Raw genomic sequence first — 23,308 nt, forward strand, 5'->3', positions numbered from 1 at the left:
CCTCATGAAACGCACCCTCCTCATGCTCGCCATGCTCGCCCTGGCCGCATGCAACACCCCCGCACGGATTCCCGCACCGGACAGCGACACCGTGGACAGCGGCAAGCGTGCCCTGGAAGAACTCGCCAGGCTACCGCCGGCGATGGAGCGGGTGCGCGTCGGGGACACCCTGCGGATCGTCCGCGATGCCGGGGAGATGCCGACCCTCTCGGCGTTCAACGTCGCCACCATCTATGAACTGACGCTGTACACCGTGCTCAACGACGGCAGCATCTACTATCCGTTCATCGGTCGCATCCAGGCCGCGCACCGCACGCCGCAGGAAATCGCCAACGAGCTGACCACCAAGCTCGCGCCGATCTACCGCGAGCCGCGGGTCACGGTGAACATCAACCAGGCGCCGGGCAATACGGTGTTCGTCGGCGGCGCGGTGCGCAACCCGTCGGCCGTGCCGATCCCCGCCGCCAACAATATGGAGCAGGCGATCCTCGGCGCCGGCGGCATCCTGCCGGTGGGCGACGCCCGCCGCGTGGCGCTCATGCGCGAGGACTCGGAAGGCCGCTACCACGCCTACTTCCTCGACTTCAGCCAGTTGATGAAGATCGGGCCGGAAGGCCGCAAGCCCCTGGCCATGCAGCGTGGCGACATCGTCTTCGTGCCCAAGTCGATGGTCGGCGACCGTATCGAGGGCGTCGACGTCTACCTGAACCAGTTGCTGCCCTTCGCCAAGTCCATCGGCGTCGGCGTCAGCTACACCGTCAACAACGATCGCTGAGGAGCGACATCGCCATGATAGAAATTCGTTCCTTGCGTGATCTGTTGCGCCTGCTGTTCATCTACCAGCGCGAGTTCAAGCTGGCGGCCCTCAGCGCGGTGGTGATCATCGTCCTCGGCGCCTTCCTGCTGCCGGCCAAGTACGAGTCCAACGCACGCCTGCTGGTCAAGCCGGGTCGTGACTCGACCCTGCCGATCGAGATCAGCAACCGCCAGGCACTGGTGATGCCGAGCACCCAGCGCGACCCTATCGTCGACGAAGAACGCCTGCTCACCGGCCGGCCGATCGTCCGCCAGGTGGCCGAGCGCTACCTCGAGGTGCTGGCCAACCGGCCGCCGCCGGAGGGCCTGTGGAAGCGCACCAAGTTCTATGTGAAGAAGGCCATCGGCGCGGTGTTCGACGGGATTCGCGTGACCCTGGAAACCTTCGGCGTGATCGAGGAAACCACCGCGGTCGAGCGCCTGGCCAAGGACCTGGAGAAGAAATTCGAGGTCACCCATGCGGCCGGCTCGACGGTGATGGAGATCAGCTTCACCTGGAGCGAGCCGGAAGTCGCCCAGGAAGTGGTCAAGGCCTGGATCGAGATCTACATGGAAGAGCGCACCCAGGCGCTCGGCCGCAAGAGCCTGTACGCCTTCTACGAGGCGCAGACCGCCGACAGCGCGGCGCAGATCAAGAGCTACAAGGCGCAGATCCTCAAGCACCTCAACGAGATCGGCGCATCCAGCATCGAGGACCGCCTGCAGGACCTGTCCGAGCGGATCAACGTGCTGCGCGGCGAGCGTTTCAACTCGATCCGCCTGATCGCCTCCTCCGACAGCGCCCTGGAATCCACCCGCCAGCAACTCAAGGGGCTGCCCAGGGAGATCGTCACGGTGCGGCAGATCGCGCTGAACCCGGCGCAGCAGGACCTGCGCCGGCTGCTCAACCAGAAGCGCCTGGAACGCGCCGACATGATGCGCACCTACACCGACGACGCGCCGCCGGTGAAGGCCCTGGACGCCTCGATCCGTGCCCTGGAGAAAGAAGTCCAGGACGAAGGCGCCACCGTGCAGAGTTCCGAGGACCGCGCGCCGAACACCCTGACCACTCACCTGGAACGGGTCCTGCTGGACGAGACCAGCAACAACGCGGCCCTGCGCACCCAGCTCGCGGAGCAGGAAAAGCAGCTCGCCGAACTCGAGGCGCAACGGCGCGAAGCGCTGGACATCGAGCCGACCCTGGCGCGCCTGCAGCGCGAGCTGAACGCCACCGAGCGCAACTACGCGCTGTACGTCGACAGCCTGGAGAAATCGCGGATCGACCGTGAACTGGACAAGAGCCAGATCAGCAACATCTCGGTGATCGAGGAAGCCACCTACAACCCCGGGCGGATCTTCCCGAAAACCCTGCTGATGCTGTTCCTCGCCGTGCCCTTCGGTCTCGCCGTCGGCCTGCTGGTGGTCTATCTCTGCTACCTGCTCGACCAGCGCATCCACGACGGCGGCCTGGTCGAGGAGAAATTCGGCCTGCCGCTGTGGACCACCCTGCCGGAGCTGAGCAACAGCACCGCGGAGAGCAGCAACGCCTTCACCGCCAGCATCTACCGGCTGTACGGGCTGCTGCCCTACGCGCGCATCGAGGAAAAGGGCCTGACCCTGGGCCTGACCTCGGCGCGCCACGGTGAAGGCGTGACCTTCATCATCGAGCAACTGCGCCGCCTGCTGGAGGAAAACGGCGTGCGCGTGCGGGTCGGCGGCGAACCGGCCCAGCCGGGCGAAGTGGTATTGCTCGACGCGCCGGCCCTGCTGGACAGCCGCGAGGCCTTCATCGCCCTGCGCCGCGCCGACCTGATCGCCCTGGTGGTGGAGGCGCAGAAGAGCACCGTGCCGGTGGTCGAGCATGCGCTGACCATCCTCACCACGGCGTTCGGCAAGGTCGACGGGATCATCATCAACCGGCGCCGCTTCGAGGTGCCGAGCAAGGTCCTGCAGACCATCGCCCGCTACCGGAGCGCGTTCTGATGCGGATCGCCCTCCTCGCGCCCCTGCCGCCGGAAAAGAATGGCATCGCCGACTACGCCAGTCATTTCCGCAACGCCCTGCAGGGTCTCGGCATCGAAGTAGCCACGCCGCTCGCCGGCGTGGCGGCCGACAGCGCGAATATCGCCAGCCGGCTGGACAGCGTCGACTGGAACGCCTTCGACCTGGTCCATGCCGAACTCGGCGGCGGCCGCCTGGGTGAGTTCATCGCCCTGCGCGAGCTGCGCAAGCGCTTCCCGCGCCTGCCGCTGAGCGCCACCGTGCACGATCCGGAGCGCATGGTCTGGCGCCGCGAGCGCCTGCCCTGGCCGCTGAACCTGCTGGAACGCCTGCCCTCTCCCCTGCCCCAGGCCGCCGTGGTGCTCGCCGACCCGCTGACCCTGCGCGAAGAGCGTGCCGTGGCCCAGGGCCTGACGCGCCTGGTGACCCTCACCGGCCTGGGCGGCGAGTGCCTGGCCCGGCGGATGCGCCTGCCGCCCGGGCGGGTCGAGGTGATCAACCACGGCAACCTGGAGATCGCCACGGTGCCGCTGCCGTCGCTGGACACCCTGCGCCTGCTGTACTTCGGATTCATCTATCGCGGCAAAGGCATCGAGGACCTGCTCGAGGCCCTCGCCGACCTGTTCGCCAGCGCGCCGGAGATGCGCCAGCGCGTGCGCCTGACCCTGGCCGGCGGCACCGCCGCGGAAATGGCCTTCGGCGCCGGCGGCAACTACCTCGACCAGTTGAAGGCACAGATCGCCGAGCTTGGCCTGGCCGATGCCATCGACTGGAACCTGAACCTGGCCGCCGCGGACATCCCACGTACCATCCAGGCCCACCACGTGATGGTCCTGCCGTACCGCGAGTCGAAGAAACTCGGTCTGCTCGGCCAGCAGCGCGGCACCAGCGGCGCCCTGTCCTGGGCGGCAGCCTGCGGGCGCGGCGCGATCACCTCGGACGCTCGCGCCTTCGCCGAGGAAGTCGCCAGCGGCAACGGCGCCATCTACCCTCAGGGAGACGTGGCAGCCCTCTCCGAACAGTTGTTGAACCTCGCTCGCGAACCCCGCCTGGCACAGGCCTGGGCCGAGCGCGCCGGAGCGATCGGCCATGCGCGGACCTGGCCGCGCACCGCGCTGCGCTTCCAGGCACTGTTCAACGACATGGTGGGAACCGTTCATGGCACGTAAGGGACTCTATCTGGGCGGCAGCGCGCTGCTGCTCGCCGTGGTACTGCTGCTGGTGTTCTGGGGGCGTCCCGCGGACGCCGAGATCCAGGTACTGAAGGCGCCTCGCGCGGTGGTCTGGAAAGACTTCCTCGGGGTCAACGCGCAGTTCCTCTGGTTCAGCCCGGAGCGCTACAACAAGCAGATCGACCGCCTGCAGGACCTGGGGCTGGAGTGGGTGCGCCTGGACCTGCACTGGGACCGCCTGGAAACCGCCGAAGACCAGTACCAGCTGGCCTCCCTCGACCAGTTGGTCAAGGATCTCGAGGCGCGCCAGCTGAAGTCGGTGTTCTACCTGGTCGGATCGGCCCGCTTCATCACCACCGCGCCGTTCTATTCGCCCTTCCAGGACCAGTATCCGCCGCGCGACCCGGAAGTCTTCGCCCGGCGCATGGCGATGCTCTCGCAGCGCTACCCGAGCGTGGCCGCCTGGCAGGTATGGAACGAGCCCAACCTGATCGGCTTCTGGCGGCCCAAGGCCGATCCGGAAGGCTACGCCAAGCTGCTCCAGGCCAGCACCATCGCCCTGCGCATGGTCGACCCGGAGAAGCCGGTGGTTTCCGCCGGCATGGCCTTCTTCAGCGAGATGCCCGACGGCCGCACCATGTTCGATGCCCTCGGCCACCTGGGCGTGGAGAGCCTCGGCACCATCGCCACCTACCACCCCTATACCCAGTTGCCGGAAGGCAACTACCCGTGGAACCTGGACTTCGTCTCCCACGCCAACCAGATCAACCGCGCCCTGCGCAACGCCGGCGTGCCGGCGATCTGGAGCACCGAGTGGGGCTGGTCGGCCTACAAGGGGCCGAAGGAGTTGCAGGACATCATTGGCGTCGAAGGCCAGGCCGACTACGTGCTGCGTCGCCTGGCGCTGATGAGTGCGCTGGACTACGACCGGATCTTCCTCTTCACCCTCAGCGATCTCGACCAGCGCGCCAGCGTGCGCGACCGCGACTACGGCCTGCTCGACCTGGACGCCAACCCCAAGCCGGTCTACCTGGCCCTGCAACGCTTCCTCAAGGTCACCGGGCCGAAGCTGCGCCCGGCCGACCCGCCGGTCACCGAGGACCTGCCCGACGGTTCCTTCAGCATCGGCTGGACCCGCGAGGACGGTCGCAACGTCTGGCTGTTCTGGTCGGCCCGCGGCGGCAACGTGCGCCTGCCGAAGCTCAAGGAGGCCACCCTGCACGATCCGCTCAGCGGCAAGGTCACGCCCTTGAGCGGCAGCGACGGCCTGGAAGTCCCGGTGAAGTCCAGCCTGCAGATGCTGGTCTGGGAGTGAAGCCACCCATGCGTATTCTCTGGATCCTGCCCTACTCGCCCTGGCCCACCACCAGCGGCGGCAAGACCCGCCAGTACCACCTGCTGCGCAGCCTCGCGGCACGCGGCCACCGGATCACCGTGCTGCTGCACAGCAAGCAGCCGGTGAGCGCCGAGGATCGCCAGGCCCTGGAGCCCTTCCTCGAACGCCTGGTCGTGCTGCCGCGCCGACCGCTGCGCAGCCTCTCCACGCTGCTCGCCGCGCTGTTCGCGCCCTACCCGCTGCTGGCCAGCGTCAACGGCCTGTCGGCGGAGCTGCAACGCACCGCCACGGAGTTGCTGCGCGAGCCCTGGGACGTGGTCCAGGTCGAGCACAGCTATAGCTTCCAGCCCTACGAGCGACCGCTGCGCGACGCCGGCCAGCCGTTCGTGCTCACCGAGCACAACGTCGAGTCGTCCCTCGGTGCCGCCACCTACGACCGCCTGCCGGGCTGGGCGCTGCCCTTCGTGCGCTACGACCAGTGGCGTTACCGCCGCTGGGAACGCCGGGTGATGGGCCAGGCGGCAGCGGTCGTCGCCGTGACCGAGAAAGATGCGCGGCAGCTCGGCGCGATGCTCGGGCGCCCGGTGCCAGTGGTGGTCAACGGGGTCGACTGCGAGCACTTCGCCGCCGCCCGGCCGACGCCCGAAGCGCAGCGCGTGCTGTTCCTCGGCAACTACGAATACGCACCGAACGTCGATGCCGTGGAATGGATGCTCGACGAGATCCTGCCGCGGGTCTGGGCACACTGCCCCGAGGCGCGCATGAGCGTCTGCGGCTATGCGCTGCCGGCGGAGTGGGCGCAACGCTGGAGCGATCCGCGCATCGAATGGCAAGGCTTCGTTCCCGACCTGCTGCAACTGCAATCGAGCAGTTCGGTGTTCCTCGCCGCGCTGCGCCATGGCGGCGGTTCGAAGCTGAAGGTGCTCGAGGCCCTGGCCGCCGGGCTGCCGCTGGCGAGTACCGCGCAGGGCGTTTCCGGCCTGGAACTGCGGGACGGCGAGGACTACCTGGGCGGCGAAACCGCCGAGCAGCTCGCCAACGCCGTGGTGCGCCTGTTGCAGGACCCCGCGCAGGCCCGCTCGCTGGGCGAGAACGGCCGCGCCTACGTACGTCGCGCGCACGACTGGAGCGTCGCCGCCAGCCAACTGGAACAGGTCTACGCCGGCCTCGCCGAAGGAGCGCCGGCATGCGCATAGGACTCGACTACCGCACCGTCGGCAGCTCGCCGCACTCGGGCATCAGCCGCCAGGTCTATGCCATGGAGCAGGCCCTGGAAAGCCTGCCCGGCACGCAGGTGACCCGCTTCACCGTGGCCCCTCTCGACGACCCGCTGCGCCAGCGGGCGGTCTGCCCGCCGTGGGGCTGCCCGCGCACCGCGATGCACCAGCCGCACCAGCGCCTGCGCTTCGAAGCCGGGTTCCTCCCACGCGCCTTGCGCGAGCAGGACATCGACCTGTACATCAGCACCTTCAACATGGGCCTGCCGCTACCGCCGCGTCCGCCGGGCGTGCGCTATGCGCTGCTGATCCACGACCTGTTCCAGATCACCCTGAAGAACTACCACGCCAACCGCCTGAAGGCGCTGGTCTATCGAGTCAGCGACTACCTGTCGATCGCCTATGCGCTGCGTGTCGCCGACCGTGTCTGGACCCCTTCGCAGTACAGCGCCGACGAGGCTGTGCGGCTGTTTCCCGGGGTCGCCGGGAAAGTCCGGGTGCTGCCCAACCAGGTCGACGGCTTCGCCGGCGAACCCGCCGACCTCTCGGCACGCGGCCTGCCGCCACGCTACTGGCTGCTGGTGGGTACCCGCGAACTGCGCAAGAACGTGCCCTGGTTCGTCAGCGCCTGGGCCCGGGCGCGCGCCCAGGCGCCCGGCGTGCCGCCGCTGGTGCTGGTCGGCAGCCTCGACCACCTGCCCGAGGAACAACGCGGCTTGCCCGGCCTGCACGCGCTCGGCGGGCTCGACGACGCCGAACTGCACGCGCTGTACCGCCAGGCCGAGCGGCTCTGGCAACCGTCCTACGCGGAAGGCTTCGGCCTGCCGGTGGTCGAGGCGCTGAGCGTCGGCACGCCGGTGGCGGTGGCCAGCGGCACCTCGCTGGACGAAGTCACCCCGCCGTCGGCGCCGCGCTTCTCGCCCAGCGACGGCGCCGCCCTGGAACGCCTGATGCTGCGCCTGGCCGATGCGCCGCGCGAGGCCTCGGCGGAAGAACTCATCGCCTGGGCTGCACGCTTCAACCGCGAAGCCTACCGGCAACGGCTGGCCGCACTGATCGAGGAACTGAGTTGAGAATGTCGTTGGGAAACCTCGTCGCTGTCGTCTTCGGCCTGGCCTTCGGCGGAGCGCTGCTGATGCTCAGCCCGGCCAAGGCCGGCGCCGCCATGGTCGGCCTGGCGGCCGCGGTCACCATCCTGCGCTTCCCGTTCTGGGGGCTGCTGCTGTTCGCCCTGGTGGCGACCTTCATGCCCTACTCCACGGTCAACGTGGGGATCCGTTCGACGGTCAGCGAAGCGATTCTCGCCCTGACCTGGGGCGCGGTGCTCTGGCACATCTTCCTCTCGCGCCTGCCGCCGGCGCCGGCGCTGCGCTACCGCTCCACCGAGCGCATGCTGCTGTGGCTGATGCTGTTCACCGTGCTGCCGTTCGTGGTCGGCCAGGTCAGCATCAAGGCCGAGGCCAGCGGCCTGTCGAACTGGCTGCGCTGGTTGCTCAACCTGTCCATCGTGTTCCTCGCCGGACGCCTGCTGGTGGAACGCAAGAACCGCGAGACACTGGTCATCGCCCTGCTGCTGGGCACCCTGGCGATGCTGCTGATGTCCATCGCGGTGTTCATCCGCTACCGCTCGGCGTCGGGGATGGCGCCGATCCTGGCGATGTTCAACTACGCCAACCTGGACACCCTCAAGTTCGGCCTGGAGGCGCTTTCCTCGCGAATGGGCTCGCCATGGATGCACCCCAACGCCACCGGCGGGATCATGGCCCTGCTGCTGCCCCTGGCGTTCTGCTACGGGGTCGCCAACCAGGGCTGGCGGCGCGGCCTGGGCCTCGCCGTGGCGGTCCTCGGCGCCGCCGCGATCCTCCTCGCCAGTTCCCGCGGGGCGATGCTCAGCCTGGCGGTGGTGCTGTTCTGGATGTCCCTGCGCAAGGTGCCCTACACCGGCCGCCTGCTGTTGCTCGGGGTCGGCCTGGTGGTGGTCCTGGTGCTCAGCTACCCGCCGTTGCAGGAACGCCTGGCGACCATCTTCTCGCCGCAGAACGCCAGTACCGAGGTGCGCTTCGACGAATACCGGATGTTCCCCAAGGCCGTCGCCCGCTATCCGCTGGGAATCGGCTTCAAGGTCGACCCGCCGGTGCCGGGCACCGACCTCCTGGGCATCTCCAACCTGTGGCTGAACTTCATGTACAAGGTCGGCCTCGGCGGCATGCTGCTGTTCATCGCGGTGACCTGGCGCTGGTGGCGCGAAGCCCGTCCGGAGAAAGGCCCGATCCGCCTGACCCGCGACAACGCGATCTGGCTGGGCAGCACCGGCGGCATCCTGGCGGCGCTGGTCAGCGGCCTGTTCGACCACTACTTCAGCTTCGCCGTGGTGATGATCGGCCTGTTCTGGCTGCTGGTCGGGATCAACCTGCTGGAAGCCCGCCGGCTGTTCCCGGAACGCCAGCCGCAACCGCGGGCGGTGGGTTATCGCAAGCTCAAGCGACAGCTCGAGCGCGGGGCCGAGGCCTGAGATGCTCGGCTCCGCCTTCTGGCTGACCCTGGCCACCCTGCTCGGCCTGTGCCTGGGCTTCGCCCGCGAATGGCTGCTGGTGGCCTCCTGGGGCGCCGGCGAGCGCAGCGACGCCTTCCTCATCGCCCTGTTCCTGCCCGAGGCCCTGCGCATGTCGCTGGCCGGCGGCGTGCTCAGCGCTGCGGCCCTGCCACTGTTCCTCGAACGCCAGGGCGAACGTCGCCTCGACTGGCTGGCGGCGATCCTCCCGGCGCTGCTCGGTATCGCCGTGGCGCTCAGCCTCCTGCTGCTGGCGGCGGCGCCCTGGCTGGTGCGCTTGCTCGGCCCGGGCCTGGCCGAGACGGCCAGCGCCCAGGCCGCGGCCAACTTGCGGATCCTCGCCTGGTGCGTGCCGGGACTGATGCTCCATGCGCTGTTCAGCATCCCCCTGCAGGCCGCCGAGCGTTTCGTCCTGGCTGGGCTCGGCTCGCTGCTGTTCAACCTGCCGCCGGTGCTCTACCTGGCCTTGCACGGCCAGGCCAGCCAGCCCGAACAACTGGCCCTGGCCTGCCTGCTCGGCAGCCTGCTGATGCCGCTGGTGCTGCTGCCTTCGCTATGGATCGAGGGCTGGCGGCCCTGGCACTGGCGCCTGTCCGGCGTCGAACTGGGCGAGCTTGGCGGGCGCATCGGTCCGCTGTTGCTGAGCAACGCCGCCAGCCAGGGCCTGGCGCTGGTCGAGCGGCTGGTGGCGTCGCTGCTCGGCGAAGGCGCGGTGACCTGGGTCAACCTGGCGCGCAAGCTGATGAACCTGCCGCTGATCGCCCTGATGAGCCTCAACCAGGTGTTGCTCGGCATGATGAGCCGACGCCAGGGTGGCGAGCGCCTGGCCCTGCTTCGCCGCGGCCTGGAGACCGCCAGCCTGCTGACCCTGCCGGCCGGGGTCGGGCTGGTCGCTGCCGCACCCGGCCTGGTGGCCCTGTTGCTGCCGCAGCAGACCGCCGGCTCGCCGTTGCCGGCGCTGCTGGCCTGGTTCGCCGTGCCACTGGTGTTCGGCGCCTGGAATGCCTTGCTGGCGCGTTACGCCTACGCCGCCGGCGATACTCGCCTGCCGCTGCGCTGCGAGCTGCTCGGCAGCGCGCTGAACGCCGCGCTGCTGGCGGTCCTGCCGTTGATTTTCGGACTGCCAGGGATTCCCCTCGCGGCCCTTGGCGGGGTGCTCTGCACCGCGCTGCTGCTGATGCGTCGCCAGGCCCTGCTCGGCGCCCTGCCCTGGGCCCGGCTGTGGCTACTGAGCGCCCTGGCCATGGCGCTCGCCGCCGGCCTGCTGTTCCGCATCGACGGTATCTGGCTGCAACTGGGCCTGGGCACCGTCGCCGGCTGCCTGGCGCTGCTCGGCATGGCGCTCTGGCTGCGGCCCTGGCGCACCGATTGACCCATGGCTCCGGGTAGGGAGCCTGGCCCTGGGGGCCTTCGAACAACCACTGTGAGTTAGCGCGTCAAGCGGGAGTTGCAAAGTGAAAAAACGCTGGATTCAGATGGATGTGACCCGCGGCGTGGGCATCCTGATCATCGTCTTCGGACACAGCTGGTTCGTCGCCAGTTCGCCGACCGTGCTCTATCCGTTGCTCTCTCCGTTCATCCTGCCACTGTTCTTCTTCATTTCCGGGGTGTTCTTCAGGACCGAGCAACCCTTCGGCGAGATGGCCCTGCGCAAGGCCGACGCCCTCCTCAAGCCGTTCTTCGTGACCATGCTCGGCTACGTCATCCTCCGCGACCTGCTGCGCGGCCAGCCGCTGCTGCCGGACATCGGCGGAGTGCTGTACGCCTCGGTCGACACCCTGCCCTGGCAGGCGCTCTGGTACCTGCCGCACTTCTGGGTAGCGACCCTGTTCGCCTGGTTCATGCTGCGCGTCATCCAGCGTCTCGGCCTGTCCCTCGCCGCCAGTTGCGTGCTGCTGGCCGTGCAACTGGGCCTGGGCATCCTGTTCCTCAAGACGTTCTGGCAGATCCCGGTGGAGTTCGGCGGCGAACAGTACCTGCTGCCGGGCCTGCCGTTCAGCCTGGACATCACCCTGATCAGCAGCGCCCACTTCATGTTCGGCTATGTCCTGCGCGACGTCCTGCGTCGCCACCAGAGTTCGTTGCTGACCCTGTGCATCGCCCTTGCCGTGACCACCGCCAGCTTCCTCTACTACCCGACGGTGGTGGACATGGCGCAGCGCCGCTACGACCACTGGTTCTGGGCCACCGTCCAGGCAGTGAGCGGCGTCTACCTGTGCTGGGCGCTGTCCGGGCTGATGATGAAGATCGACTGGCTGGGCAAGGCGATGACCTACATCGGCCAGTCGACCCTGATCCTGCTGATCTTCCACGGCGAGATCCAGCACAAGACCTTCAACCTGCTGGTCCACCTGGGCCTGTCGGAACCGGCCGCTGCCAGCGTCGCCCTGGTGATCTCGGTGATCGCCTCGCTGCTGATCGGCGAAGTGATCAAGCGCGTCGCGCTGCTGCGCGCCCTCTACTTCCCCTTCCCGGTGCGCAAGAAGGCCGCCGCGGTCCAGGGCGGCGGCGAAGCGCGCTGACGCCCTCGGCCCGGTGCGCCTGCGCCGGGCCTTTCCCCTCCCGTCTCCCTTTTCCCTAACGGGCGGCCGACCTCGCTTCGACCTGGCCGATGATCGCCCGCTCCTTTCGCCGAGCGGGTTGGTAGGCGGGCATTGCCTCCCTAGAATATGGAACATCGTTCCGAAATCTTGAAAAAAGGGAGAAGCCATGACCTCTGCGGCCGTCGAGACCACCCCGCTAACCTGTGACGTGCTGGTCGTCGGCTCCGGCGCCGCCGGGCTGGCGGCGGCGGTGACCGCGGCCTGGCACGGGCGCCGGGTAGTCCTGGTGGAGAAGGACCCGGTGTTCGGCGGCGCCAGCGCCTGGTCCGGCGGCTGGGCCTGGTTGCCGCGCAACCCGCTGGCGCGTCGCGCCGGTATCGAGGAGGACATCGAGCAACCGCGTACCTACCTGCGCCACGAACTGGGCGAGCGTTACGACGCCGCGCGGATCGACGCCTTCCTCGAAGCCTGCCCGCACATGGTGGCCTTCTTCGAGCGCCACACCCACCTGCGGTTCGTCGACGGCAACGGCATCCCGGACATGCATGGCGACACGCCGGGCGCCGCCGAGGGCGGCCACCAGTTGGTCGCCGCGCCCTATGACGCACGACAACTGGGCCCGCTGCTGCCGCGCCTGCGCAAGACCCTGCGGGAGACCTCGTTCATGGGCATGCCGATCATGGCCGGCGCCGACCTCGCCGCCTTCCTCGACCTGACCCGCTCGCTGCCGGCCTTCCTGCATGTCGCCCGGCGCTTTTCCAGCCACCTCTGGCACCTGCTGCGCTACGGTCGCGCCATGCACCTGGTCAATGGCGTGGCCCTGGTAGCGCGCCTGGCCAAGTCCGCCGAAGCCCTGGGTGTGCGCCTGATCGAATCGGCGCCAGCCCGCGAACTGCTGATGCGTGACGGCAAGGTGGTCGGCGCGCTGGTCGAGAGCGCCGAGGGACTCCTGCGCATCGAGGCAGGCGCCGTGGTCCTGGCCTGCGGCGGCTTTCCCCATGATCCGCAGCGCCGCGCCGCGCTGGCCCCTACCCTGGACACCCTGCTGCCGCTGCCGCCGCCGGGCTGCAACGGCGACGGCTTGCGCCTGGGGGAAAGCGCCGGCGGCCGGGTGGCCGACGACCTGCGCTCGCCGATCGCCTGGGCGCCGGTCTCGCGAGTTCCCCACGGCGATGGCGAGACCGGGCACTTCCCGCACATCATCGAGCGCGGCAAGCCCGGGGTGATCGGCGTACTGGCCAACGGCAGGCGCTTCGTCAATGAGGCCCACGGTTACCACGACTATGTCGCCGCCCTGCTCGAGGCCACCCCGCCCGGGCAGCCGGCACGCTCCTGGCTGGTCTGCGACCGGCGCTTCCTGCGCCGCTACGGCCTCGGCTACGTGCGTCCGGCGCCGCTGCCGATCACCGCGCACCTGCGCAGCGGCTATCTCAAGCGCGGGGCCAGCCTGGATCAGTTGGCAAGGAGCTGCGGCATCGACCCGTCCGGCCTGGCCGCCACCGTCGCCGAATACAACCGCCACGCCCGCGAGGGCCGCGACCCAGAGTTCGGCCGCGGCGGCACGGCATTCAACCGCAAGCAGGGCGACCCGGCGTATCCGGGGCCGAATCCCTGCGTCGCCCCCATCGAACGCGGACCGTACTACGCGGTGCAGGTCGAGCCCGGCTGCTTCGGTACCTTCGCCGGGCTGAAGACCGACGCCCAGGCCCGCGTGCTGGACGGCGGCGGCCAGCCGATCCCCGGCCTGTACGCGGCGGGCGCGGACATGGCGAGTCTGTTCGCCGGCCACTATCCCGCCGGCGGCATCAACCTGGGACCGGCGCTGACCTTCGGCTACATCGCCGGACGCCACATCGCCGGCGCCATCGGCTACGAGCAGGAGCAAGCGCAGCGCGGTTGAACGTTCCAACGGGCGCAGCGGCCTAAACAGGCAAGCTTTCCTTCGGAACCCAAGCATGAGCGCAGCGCCACCGGAGATCCCCGCCCTGCCCGCCGGCCTCTGCTACGTCGACGACCGCCAGCCGGGCATCCGTCGACGCCGGCAGGGCAAGCGCTTCGTCTATTTCGACGCCGACGGCCAGCGCATCGGCGACGCCGAGGAAATCCGCCGGCTGGACAAGCTGGCCATTCCGCCGGCCTATCGCGAGGTCTGGATCTGTCCCGACCCCAACGGCCATCTCCAGGCCACCGGCCGCGACGCCCGTGGGCGCAAGCAGTACCGCTACCACCCGCGCTGGCGCGAGGTACGCGATGCCGACAAGTACGAGCGCCTGCTGCGCTTCGGCCAGGCGCTGCCGGGGCTGCGCCGGCACATCGACGCCCAGTTGCGCCTGCCCGGCCTCGGTCGCGACAAGGTGGTGGCCCTGGCGGTGGCGCTGCTCGACGCCACCCTGATCCGCGTCGGCAACCACCGCTACGCCCGCGACAACCGCTCCTACGGCCTGACCACCCTGCGTACCCGGCACGTCGACGTGAACGGCAGTCGCATCCGGTTCCGCTTCAAGGGCAAGAGCGGCATCGAGCACGACGTCAGCCTGGAGCATCCGCGCCTGGCGCGGGTGCTGCGGCGCTGCCTGGAACTGCCCGGCCAGGACCTGTTGCAGTACCTGGACGAGGACGGCCAGCCGCACCGCATCGGCTCCCACGACATCAACGAGTACCTGCGCCGGCACACCGGCGAGGATTTCAGCGCCAAGGACTACCGCACCTGGGCCGGCAGCGCGCTGGCGCTGGAGCGCCTGCGGCGTGCCGAAGCCGACGGGCTCGGCGCGGTGGTGGCGGAGGTCGCCGCCGAATTGGGCAACAGCGTGGCGATCTGCCGGCAATGCTACATCCACCCGGCGATCATCGAGGCCTACCAGGCCGGGCAACTGGGCCAGCTCAGGCGCGCCCGCAAGCGCCGCTGGCTGAGCGCCGAGGAAGCGACCCTGCTGGCCTTCCTCGACACGCCCGGCTGATCAGTTGCCCGGGTGCGGATCGATGCCGTGCCGGCGCAGCAGGCCGAGCAGGCGGCCAATCTCGGTCTGGCAGGCTTCCAGTTCCTTGCGCAGGGTGTGTTCGCGGCGCTGCTGCTCCAGCTTCACGCGTTCCAGTTCGGCGCGCGCCTCGCGGCGGATCTGCCGCTCGCGCTCCTTGTCGGAATGCTCGGCGCCGAGGGCCTCCTCGGCCTTGCGCGCGCGGTACTCGCGCATCCGCTGGGCGGCCGACTTGGCCTTGCCGCTCGGCTTGGGGCCGGGTTTGCTGGCTTTCATGAACGCCTCCATCTGCGTAACGTTACGCAATCAGAATAGCGTAACGTTACGCAGATAAACAGGGTCTATGCTTAGAGCGGCGGGGCCGAGCGCAGCATCACCGACTTCAGCGCGAAGGCCGACTTGATGCCAGCCACGCCGGGAATGCAGGTCAGGGTATTGGTGAGGAACGCCTGGTAGGCGGCGAGATCCTTGACCACAACCCGCAGCATGTAGTCCGCATCGCCGGTCATCTGGAAACAGCTCATGACCTGCGGCGCATCGACGATGCGTTCCTCGAAGCGCGCGAGGTAGTCGCCGGTCTGCTTTTCCAGGGACACCGAGACGAACACGCTCATCGCCCCGGACAGGCGCTCCTCGTCGAGCCGGGCGAAGTAGCCCTGGATGTAGTGTTCCTCTTCCAGGCGGCGTACCCGGCGCAGCGTCGGCGTCAGCGACAGGCCGACCTTCTGGGCGAGATCGCGCCAGCTCAGGCGGCCGTCGTCGGCCAGGGCGCGGAGGATTTTCAGGTCGATGCGGTCGAGTTCAGCCATGGTGCGTTGTTTCTCTTGTCAGCGATTCTTGTAGTTCAAACAACCCAATACTGTCGGAATACCTTAGTCAATTTGGAGCAAAAAACTAGCACCCGAAGCCTATACTGAAATTACAAAAACAAAACCCGAGGGCCTCACCATGAGTGACGTCACCCAGTACCATCGCGCCTGCCGTACCCCGGCATGCCTGCAACCCGCCCCCACCCACAGGACGGGAACCCGCCATCCGCCCAGTCCGCCGCTTCGAGCGCCGTTCGCCCGTTTCTGATCTCTCCAACCGTTTGGCCCGGACCGGGCCGGAGGCCTGTCATGAGTGATTACGAGCCGTTGCGTCTGCATGTCCCGGAGCCCACGGGGCGTCCTGGCTGCAAGACCGACTTTTCCTATCTGCACCTGTCCCCCGCCGGCGAGGTACGCAAGCCGCCGGTGGATGTCGAGCCCGCCGAGACCAGCGACCTGGCCTACAGCCTGGTACGCGTGCTCGACGACGACGGCCACGCCGTCGGTCCCTGGAATCCGCAGCTCAGCAACGAACAACTGCTGCGCGGCATGCGGGCGATGCTCAAGACCCGTCTGTTCGACGCGCGCATGCTCACCGCGCAACGGCAGAAAAAGCTTTCCTTCTATATGCAATGCCTCGGCGAGGAAGCCATCGCCACCGCCCACACCCTGGCCCTGCGCGACGGCGACATGTGCTTCCCGACCTATCGCCAGCAAGGCATCCTGATCACCCGCGAATACCCGCTGGTGGACATGATCTGCCAGCTTCTCTCCAACGAGGCCGACCCGCTCAAGGGCCGCCAGCTACCGATCATGTACTCGAGCAAGGAGGCCGGTTTCTTCTCCATCTCCGGCAACCTCGCCACCCAGTTCATCCAGGCGGTCGGCTGGGGCATGGCCTCGGCGATCAAGGGCGACACGCGCATCGCCTCGGCCTGGATCGGCGACGGCGCCACCGCCGAGTCGGACTTCCACACCGCCCTCACCTTCGCCCATGTCTACCGCGCGCCGGTAATCCTCAACGTGGTCAACAACCAGTGGGCGATCTCCACCTTCCAGGCCATCGCCGGCGGCGAAGGCACCACCTTCGCCAACCGTGGCGTGGGCTGCGGGATCGCCTCGCTGCGGGTCGACGGCAATGACTTCCTGGCGGTCTACGCCGCCTCCGAGTGGGCCGCCGAGCGCGCCCGGCGCAACCTCGGGCCGAGCCTGATCGAATGGGTCACCTACCGCGCCGGCCCGCACTCGACTTCGGACGACCCGTCCAAGTACCGCCCCGCCGACGACTGGACCAACTTCCCGCTGGGCGACCCGATCGCCCGCCTGAAGCGGCACATGATCGGCCTCGGCATCTGGTCGGAGGAACAGCACGAAGCCACCCACAAGGCCCTCGAAGCCGAAGTACTGGCCGCGCAGAAACAGGCGGAGAGCCATGGCACCCTGATCGACGGCCGGGTGCCGAGCGCCGCCAGCATGTTCGAGGACGTCTATGCAGAACTGCCGGAGCACCTGCGCCGGCAACGCCAGGAGCTCGGGGTATGAATGCCATGAACCCGCAACACGAGAACGCCCAGACGGTCACCAGCATGACCATGATCCAGGCGCTGCGCTCGGCGATGGACATCATGCTCGAGCGCGACGACGACGTGGTGGTATTCGGCCAGGACGTCGGCTACTTCGGCGGCGTGTTCCGCTGCACCGAAGGCCTGCAGAAGAAATACGGCACCTCGCGGGTGTTCGATGCGCCGATCTCCGAGAGCGGCATCATCGGCGCCGCGGTCGGCATGGGCGCCTACGGCCTGCGCCCGGTGGTGGAGATCCAGTTCGCCGACTACGTCTACCCGGCCTCCGACCAGTTGATCTCCGAGGCGGCGCGCCTGCGCTATCGCTCGGCCGGCGACTTCATCGTGCCGATGACCGTACGCATGCCCTGTGGCGGCGGCATCTACGGCGGGCAAACGCACAGCCAGAGCCCGGAGGCGATGTTCACCCAGGTCTGCGGCCTGCGCACGGTGATGCCGTCCAACCCCTACGACGCCAAGGGCCTGCTGATCGCCTGCATCGAGAACGACGACCCGGTGATCTTCCTCGAGCCCAAGCGCCTCTACAACGGCCCGTTCGATGGCCACCACGACCGCCCGGTGACGCCCTGGTCCAAGCATCCGGCCAGCCAGGTGCCGGACGGCTACTACAAGGTGCCGCTGGACAAGGCGGCGATCGTCCGCCCCGGCGCGGCGCTGACCGTGCTGACCTACGGCACCATGGTCTACGTGGCCCAGGCCGCAGCCGACGAGACCGGCCTGGACGCCGAGATCATCGACCTGCGCAGCCTCTGGCCGCTGGACCTGGAAACCATCGTCGCCTCGGTGAAGAAGACCGGCCGCTGCGTCATCGCCCACGAGGCGACCCGCACCTGCGGGTTCGGCGCCGAGCTGATGTCGCTGGTGCAGGAGCACTGCTTCCACCACCTGGAGGCGCCGATCGAGCGCGTCACCGGTTGGGACACCCCCTACCCGCATGCCCAGGAGTGGGCGTATTTCCCCGGCCCCGCGCGCGTCGGCGCGGCATTCAAGCGTGTGATGGAGGTCTGAATGGGTACCCATGTGATCAAGATGCCGGACATCGGGGAAGGCATCGCCGAGGTCGAACTGGTGGAGTGGCATGTCCAGGTCGGCGACTCGGTCAATGAAGACCAGGTCCTCGCCGAGGTGATGACCGACAAGGCCACGGTGGAGATTCCCTCGCCGGTGGCCGGACGCATCCTCGCCCTCGGCGGCCAGCCGGGCCAGGTGATGGCGGTGGGCGGCGAACTGATCCGCCTGGAGGTGGAAGGCGCCGGCAACCTCGCCGAGAGTCCGGCCGCGGCGACGCCGGCCGCGCCCGTCGCAGCCGCCCCGGAGGAACCCAAGGAGACCCCGGTCGCGGCGCCGAAAGCCGCCGCCGAAGCGCCGCGCGCCTTGCGCGACAGCGAGGCGCCACGGCAGCGGCGCCAGCCCGGCGAACGCCCGCTGGCCTCCCCCGCGGTGCGCCAGCGCGCCCGCGACCTGGGCATCGAGTTGCAGTTCGTGCAGGGCAGCGGTCCCGCCGGACGCGTCCTCCACGAGGACCTCGATGCCTACCTGACCCAGGACGGCAGCGTCACGCGCAGCGGCGGCGCCGCGCAAGGGTATGCCGAGCGACACGACGAACAGGCGGTGCCGGTGATCGGCCTGCGTCGCAAGATCGCCCAGAAGATGCAGGACGCCAAGCGACGCATCCCGCATTTCAGCTATGTCGAGGAAGTCGACGTCACCGACCTGGAAGCCCTGCGCGCCCATCTCAACCAGAAATGGGGTGGCCAGCGCGGCAAGCTGACCCTGCTGCCGTTCCTGGTCCGCGCCATGGTCGTGGCGCTGCGCGACTTCCCGCAGTTGAACGCGCGCTACGACGACGAGGCCGAGGTGGTCACCCGCTACGGCGCGGTGCACGTCGGCATCGCCACCCAGAGCGACAACGGCCTGATGGTGCCGGTGCTGCGCCACGCCGAATCGCGCGACCTCTGGGGCAACGCCAGCGAAGTGGCGCGCCTGGCCGAAGCCGCGCGCAGCGGCAAGGCGCAACGCCAGGAGCTGTCCGGCTCGACCATCACCCTGAGCAGCCTCGGCGCGCTCGGCGGGATCGTCAGCACACCGGTGATCAACCATCCTGAGGTGGCCATCGTCGGCGTCAACCGCATCGTCGAGCGACCGATGGTGGTCGGCGGCAACATCGTCGTGCGCAAGATGATGAACCTCTCCTCCTCCTTCGACCACCGGGTGGTCGACGGGATGGACGCGGCGGCCTTCATCCAGGCCGTGCGCGGCCTGCTCGAACATCCTGCCACCCTGTTCCTGGAGTAAGCGATGAGCCAGATCCTGAAGACTTCCCTGCTGATCGTCGGCGGCGGTCCCGGCGGCTACGTCGCGGCGATCCGTGCCGGGCAACTGGGCATTCCCACCGTACTGGTGGAGGGCGCCGCCCTCGGCGGCACCTGCCTGAACGTCGGCTGCATCCCGTCGAAGGCGCTGATCCACGCCGCCGAGGAATACCTCAAGGCCCGCCACTATGCCGGCCGGTCGGCGCTGGGCATCCAGGTACAGGCGCCGAGCATCGACATCGCCCGCACCGTGGAATGGAAGGACGCCATCGTCGACCGCCTCACCAGCGGCGTCGCCGCGCTGCTGAAGAAACACGGGGTCGATGTCGTCCAGGGCTGGGCGAGGATCCTCGACGGCAAAAGCGTGGCGGTCGAACTCGCCGGCGGCGGCAGCCAGCGCATCGAGTGCGAGCACCTGCTGCTGGCCGCAGGCTCGCAGAGCGTCGAGCTACCGATCCTGCCGCTGGGCGGCAAGGTGATCTCCTCCACCGAGGCGCTGGCGCCCGGCAGCCTGCCCAAGCGCCTGGTGGTGGTCGGCGGCGGCTACATCGGCCTGGAGCTGGGTACCGCCTACCGCAAGCTCGGCGTCGAGGTGGCGGTGGTGGAAGCGCAACCGCGCATCCTGCCGGGCTACGACGAAGAACTGACCAAGCCGGTGGCCCAGGCCTTGCGCAAGCTGGGCGTCGAGCTGTACCTCGGGCACAGCCTGCTGGGCCCGAGCGAGAACGGCGTGCGGGTCCGCGACGGCGCCGGCGAGGAGCGCGAGATCGCCGCCGACCAGGTACTGGTGGCGGTCGGCCGCAAGCCGCGCAGCGAAGGCTGGAACCTGGAAAGCCTGGGCCTGGACATGAACGGCCGGGCGGTGAAGGTCGACGACCAGTGCCGCACCTCGATGCGCAATGTCTGGGCCATCGGCGATCTCGCCGGCGAGCCGATGCTCGCGCACCGGGCCATGGCCCAGGGCGAGATGGTCGCCGAGCTGATCGCCGGCAAGCGTCGCCAGTTCGCCCCGGTGGCGATCCCCGCGGTGTGCTTCACCGATCCGGAAGTGGTGGTCGCCGGGTTGTCCCCGGAGCAGGCGAAGGATGCCGGCCTGGACTGCCTGGTGGCGAGCTTCCCGTTCGCCGCCAACGGCCGCGCCATGACCCTGGAGGCCAACGAAGGCTTCGTCCGCGTGGTGGCGCGTCGCGACAACCACCTGGTCGTCGGCTGGCAGGCGGTGGGCAAGGCGGTCTCGGAACTGTCCACGGCCTTCGCCCAGTCGCTGGAGATGGGCGCCCGCCTGGAAGACATCGCCGGCACCATCCACGCCCATCCGACCCTCGGCGAAGCGGTCCAGGAAGCCGCCCTGCGCGCGCTGGGACACGCCCTGCACATCTGACTCCCACGAACCTCGGTAGCCGGCCAACCACCGGCGCACATTACCCCCTTGCCCGTCGGGCAAGGGGGCTTTTTTCGTGGCCGCGAACCGGGTCGTCAGCAGGTCTCACCGCCCTGCGCGATCCCCCGCCCCTCACTCCGTCTCCAGCAACCCATGCCGCAAGCTCCCCGCCGCCAGGCGCTGGCGAATATCCTCGTCGATCCGCGGATCGTCCGGGCGGTACAGGCGCACCTGGCGGTAGGCGTTGATCCGGTTGATTTCCGCACCGAGGTACTCCCAGACCACCCGGCTGCATGCCGGGGTCCGCCGGTCACCGCTGGAAACGCCCATCTTCAGGCCGTTCAGGCGGGTGATACGGCTCTTGAAACTGGGAATGAGGATGGTCTGGCTCATCTCGTTGAGGGTCAGCGACTCGTAGTCGATCAGGAACACCCGGTCCTGCAACTGGAAGGCCGCGCCGAGATAACGGCAACGCGCCCACTCCTCTGCCTGCACGTCGGTACTGCTGGTGCGCTCCTGGCGTTCCTGGCGCTCGAAGAGGAACACCCCGTCCTCCTCGTAGAGATGCACCAGGGAGAGCAGGATGCTGCCTGGCACCGACATGCAGTTGGCATATTCGAAGTAGTAGCCGCAGTAGCGGCCCAGGTCGCCGGCCTCGGCGCGCAGCGGTTGCAGCAGCCGCAACAGCGGGTCGTTGCTGGACTGGCGCGGCTGGGCGCTGGCACGGGCGCCGATCAGGCGGGCGAACTGTTCGGGCGGCAAGCCCAGCTCGTAGTCCTCGACGCCGAAGAAGTCGCCGATCCGCTTGCGGTTGTAGGGCGTCGGCTGGCTCTGGCCGCTGAGGTACTTGTTGAACTGCGCGCGATTGATCGCCAATTGCCGGCAAACCTCGGAAATCGAGCGGTAATGGCTGCAAAGCAGCTTGAGATTGGCGCCCAGGTGCTCGGACATCGGCGGCTCCGAAAGTGATGCTATGGACGCGATTCTAGCATCAGGTCGCATCAAGCAGGAGCAACCCACGAAATTGTAACCGGGTGCGTCATGGCCAACCATGCGCCGCGCACCAAGGCGCTGCCGCAGCGCACGCCGACACCAGAATAAGAACCGAGGTAGACCTCCATGCTTGAAATGCTCAACGATTTCCTTTCCGGAAAAGTCCTCATCGTCCTGATCGTCGGCCTGGGCGCCTACTTCACGATCCGTTCGCGCTTCGTCCAGTTCCGCCACTTCGGCCACATGTTCGGCGTGTTCAGGGAATCACTGCGCGGCCAGGCCGGCCAGCTCAGTTCCTTCCAGGCCCTGATGCTGAGCCTCGCCGGCCGGGTCGGCGCCGGCAACATCGCCGGGGTCGGCATCGCCGTGACCCTCGGCGGTCCGGGGGCGGTGTTCTGGATGTGGGTCACCGCGCTGGTCGGCATGTCCAGCAGCTTCTTCGAATGCACCCTGGCCCAGGTCTACAAGCGCAGCGACGGCGACGGCCTGTATCGCGGCGGCCCGTCCTACTACATCCAGCACGGCCTGAAGCTGCGCTCGATGGCGGTGGTCTTCGCGGTACTCCTGCTGGTGACCTACGGCTTCGCCTTCAACGGCCTGCAGTCCTACACCGTCACCCATTCGCTGCAGAACGCCTTCGGCTTCGCCCCGCAGCACACCGGGATCGCCCTGGCGGTGCTGCTCGGCGTGGTCTTCATCGGCGGTATCAAGCGCATCGCCGCGGTCTCCGACCTGCTGGTGCCGATCAAGACCCTGGCCTACATCGGTGTCACCCTGTACGTCATCGCCAGCCAGATCGAGCACGTCCCGGCAATGCTGGAAACCATCGTCAAGAGCGCCTTCGGCCTCGACCCGGCGTTCGGCGGCCTACTCGGCAGCGCCATCGTGATGGGCGTCAAGCGCGGCGTCTTCGCCAACGAGGCCGGCCTGGGCAGCGCGCCGAACGTCGCCGCGGTCGCCGCCGTGCGCCATCCGGCGGCGCAGGGCGTGGTCCAGGCCTTCAGCGTGTTCCTCGACACCTTCGTGATCTGCACCTGCACCGCCCTGCTGATCCTGCTCTCGGGCTTCTACACCCCGGGCTTCGAAGGCGACGGCATCGTCCTCACCCAGAACTCCCTGGCCGCGGTGGTCGGCGACTGGGGCCGGGTGTTCGTCAGCGTGGCCCTGTCGCTGTTCGTCTTCACCTGCATCCTCTACAACTTCTACCTGGGCGAGAACAGCCTGCAGTTCCTCAGCCGCAACCGCCTGGTGCTGATCGGCTACCGCGCGCTGGTGCTGGCCCTGGTGGTCTGGGGCTCGGTGCAGGACCTGTCCACCGTGTTCGCCTTCGCCGACATCACCATGACCTGCCTGGCCTTCGTCAACCTGATGGCCCTGGCTCTGCTGTTCAAGGTCGGCCTGCGGGTGATGCGCGACTACGACGTGCAGCGCCGCGCCGGGATCAAGCAGCCGGTGTTCGACTCGGCGCAGTTCGCCGACCTCGACCTGGACCGCGAAGCCTGGCCCGCCGGCCAGCACGCCGAGCCCCCGGCGCAGGCGGACGCCGAGCCGCTGCCGAGCGGCACTCGCTGAGTTTCGCGCAGGCGCCCTCCCCCTGGAGCGGCGCCTGCGCCACAATGGCGTCCCCTCTTCGCACGTCC

Annotated in this window: 19 protein-coding genes; 16 read left to right on the plus strand and 3 right to left on the minus strand. The window is 68.6% G+C overall.

What is annotated here, in order from left to right:
* Positions 1 to 4 precede the first annotated feature (4 nt).
* The 11 genes from HMPREF2581_RS02675 to HMPREF2581_RS02725 all read left to right on the plus strand — a co-directional run bounded on the left by HMPREF2581_RS02675 (position 5) and on the right by HMPREF2581_RS02725 (position 14,572).
* On the plus strand, positions 5 to 775 hold the full coding sequence (locus HMPREF2581_RS02675; RefSeq protein WP_003089227.1) for a polysaccharide biosynthesis/export family protein: 771 nt from the start codon (positions 5 to 7) through the stop codon (positions 773 to 775).
* A 14-nt stretch (positions 776 to 789) separates the two neighbouring features.
* On the plus strand, positions 790 to 2,778 hold the full coding sequence (locus HMPREF2581_RS02680) for a GumC family protein (RefSeq protein ID WP_003089228.1): 1,989 nt from the start codon (positions 790 to 792) through the stop codon (positions 2,776 to 2,778).
* On the plus strand, positions 2,778 to 3,965 hold the full coding sequence (locus HMPREF2581_RS02685) for a glycosyltransferase family 4 protein (protein WP_003089229.1): 1,188 nt from the start codon (positions 2,778 to 2,780) through the stop codon (positions 3,963 to 3,965). Before HMPREF2581_RS02680 ends, HMPREF2581_RS02685 begins: the two co-directional genes overlap by 1 nt.
* Positions 3,955 to 5,283, plus strand: a complete 1,329-nt coding sequence (locus HMPREF2581_RS02690; RefSeq protein ID WP_003089230.1) for a glycoside hydrolase 5 family protein — start codon at positions 3,955 to 3,957, stop codon at positions 5,281 to 5,283. The genes HMPREF2581_RS02685 and HMPREF2581_RS02690 overlap by 11 nt, the downstream gene beginning before the upstream one ends.
* An 8-nt stretch (positions 5,284 to 5,291) precedes the next feature.
* Entirely contained in the window at positions 5,292 to 6,500 is a 1,209-nt protein-coding gene (locus tag HMPREF2581_RS02695) for a glycosyltransferase family 4 protein (protein WP_003089231.1), read from the plus strand.
* Positions 6,491 to 7,594 (plus strand): glycosyltransferase family 4 protein, encoded by a 1,104-nt coding sequence (locus tag HMPREF2581_RS02700; protein WP_003089232.1) that lies wholly within the window; start codon positions 6,491 to 6,493, stop codon positions 7,592 to 7,594. The genes HMPREF2581_RS02695 and HMPREF2581_RS02700 overlap by 10 nt, the downstream gene beginning before the upstream one ends.
* A gap of 2 nt (positions 7,595 to 7,596) precedes the next feature.
* Positions 7,597 to 9,033, plus strand: a complete 1,437-nt coding sequence (locus HMPREF2581_RS02705) for a biofilm formation protein PslJ (protein ID WP_003089234.1) — start codon at positions 7,597 to 7,599, stop codon at positions 9,031 to 9,033.
* 1 nt (position 9,034) lies between these two features.
* Positions 9,035 to 10,444 (plus strand): lipid II flippase MurJ, encoded by a 1,410-nt coding sequence (locus HMPREF2581_RS02710; RefSeq protein WP_003131842.1) that lies wholly within the window; start codon positions 9,035 to 9,037, stop codon positions 10,442 to 10,444.
* Positions 10,445 to 10,526: 82 nt separating this feature from the next.
* Complete coding sequence (locus HMPREF2581_RS02715) at positions 10,527 to 11,594, plus strand: acyltransferase family protein (protein WP_003139463.1); 1,068 nt, start codon at positions 10,527 to 10,529, stop codon at positions 11,592 to 11,594.
* Positions 11,595 to 11,781: 187 nt separating this feature from the next.
* Positions 11,782 to 13,515 carry an FAD-dependent oxidoreductase gene (locus tag HMPREF2581_RS02720; protein ID WP_003139461.1) on the plus strand — a complete coding sequence of 578 codons (1,734 nt, stop codon included), beginning with the start codon at positions 11,782 to 11,784 and terminating at the stop codon, positions 13,513 to 13,515.
* Between the two features lie 55 nt (positions 13,516 to 13,570).
* Positions 13,571 to 14,572, plus strand: a complete 1,002-nt coding sequence (locus tag HMPREF2581_RS02725; RefSeq protein WP_003139459.1) for a DNA topoisomerase IB — start codon at positions 13,571 to 13,573, stop codon at positions 14,570 to 14,572.
* Here the strand turns inward: HMPREF2581_RS02725 and HMPREF2581_RS02730 are convergent, their stop codons facing one another.
* Together HMPREF2581_RS02730 and HMPREF2581_RS02735 are read right to left on the minus strand one after the other, a co-directional pair.
* On the minus strand, positions 14,573 to 14,866 hold the full coding sequence (locus HMPREF2581_RS02730) for an inner centromere protein (protein WP_003113727.1): 294 nt from the start codon (positions 14,864 to 14,866) through the stop codon (positions 14,573 to 14,575).
* Positions 14,867 to 14,937: 71 nt separating this feature from the next.
* Positions 14,938 to 15,399 carry an Lrp/AsnC family transcriptional regulator gene (locus tag HMPREF2581_RS02735; RefSeq protein ID WP_003089245.1) on the minus strand — a complete coding sequence of 154 codons (462 nt, stop codon included), beginning with the start codon at positions 15,397 to 15,399 and terminating at the stop codon, positions 14,938 to 14,940.
* A gap of 309 nt (positions 15,400 to 15,708) precedes the next feature.
* Between HMPREF2581_RS02735 and HMPREF2581_RS02740 the strand changes: the two genes are divergently transcribed.
* The 4 genes from HMPREF2581_RS02740 to lpdA are packed head-to-tail and all read left to right on the plus strand — an operon-like array spanning position 15,709 to position 20,675.
* Positions 15,709 to 16,941: a 3-methyl-2-oxobutanoate dehydrogenase (2-methylpropanoyl-transferring) subunit alpha gene (locus HMPREF2581_RS02740; protein WP_003111886.1), complete on the plus strand. Its 1,233-nt coding sequence runs from the start codon at positions 15,709 to 15,711 to the stop codon at positions 16,939 to 16,941.
* Positions 16,938 to 17,990 (plus strand): alpha-ketoacid dehydrogenase subunit beta, encoded by a 1,053-nt coding sequence (locus HMPREF2581_RS02745; protein ID WP_003089248.1) that lies wholly within the window; start codon positions 16,938 to 16,940, stop codon positions 17,988 to 17,990. Before HMPREF2581_RS02740 ends, HMPREF2581_RS02745 begins: the two co-directional genes overlap by 4 nt.
* Positions 17,991 to 19,277: a dihydrolipoamide acetyltransferase family protein gene (locus tag HMPREF2581_RS02750; RefSeq protein WP_003139455.1), complete on the plus strand. Its 1,287-nt coding sequence runs from the start codon at positions 17,991 to 17,993 to the stop codon at positions 19,275 to 19,277.
* Positions 19,278 to 19,280: 3 nt separating this feature from the next.
* The gene (gene lpdA, locus HMPREF2581_RS02755; protein ID WP_003120146.1) at positions 19,281 to 20,675 is read left to right on the plus strand and encodes a dihydrolipoyl dehydrogenase; all 1,395 of its coding nucleotides are present in this window, start codon (positions 19,281 to 19,283) and stop codon (positions 20,673 to 20,675) included.
* 132 nt (positions 20,676 to 20,807) lie between these two features.
* On the opposite strand, the gene HMPREF2581_RS02760 is transcribed toward lpdA, so the two are convergent.
* Positions 20,808 to 21,626, minus strand: a complete 819-nt coding sequence (locus HMPREF2581_RS02760; RefSeq protein WP_003089253.1) for a transcriptional regulator — start codon at positions 21,624 to 21,626, stop codon at positions 20,808 to 20,810.
* 168 nt (positions 21,627 to 21,794) lie between these two features.
* Between HMPREF2581_RS02760 and HMPREF2581_RS02765 the strand changes: the two genes are divergently transcribed.
* Positions 21,795 to 23,240: an alanine/glycine:cation symporter family protein gene (locus HMPREF2581_RS02765; protein WP_003089254.1), complete on the plus strand. Its 1,446-nt coding sequence runs from the start codon at positions 21,795 to 21,797 to the stop codon at positions 23,238 to 23,240.
* Positions 23,241 to 23,308 lie beyond the last annotated feature (68 nt).

Source organism: Pseudomonas sp. HMSC057H01, from assembly GCF_001836405.1.
Classification (GTDB): Bacteria; Pseudomonadota; Gammaproteobacteria; order Pseudomonadales; family Pseudomonadaceae; genus Pseudomonas; species Pseudomonas aeruginosa.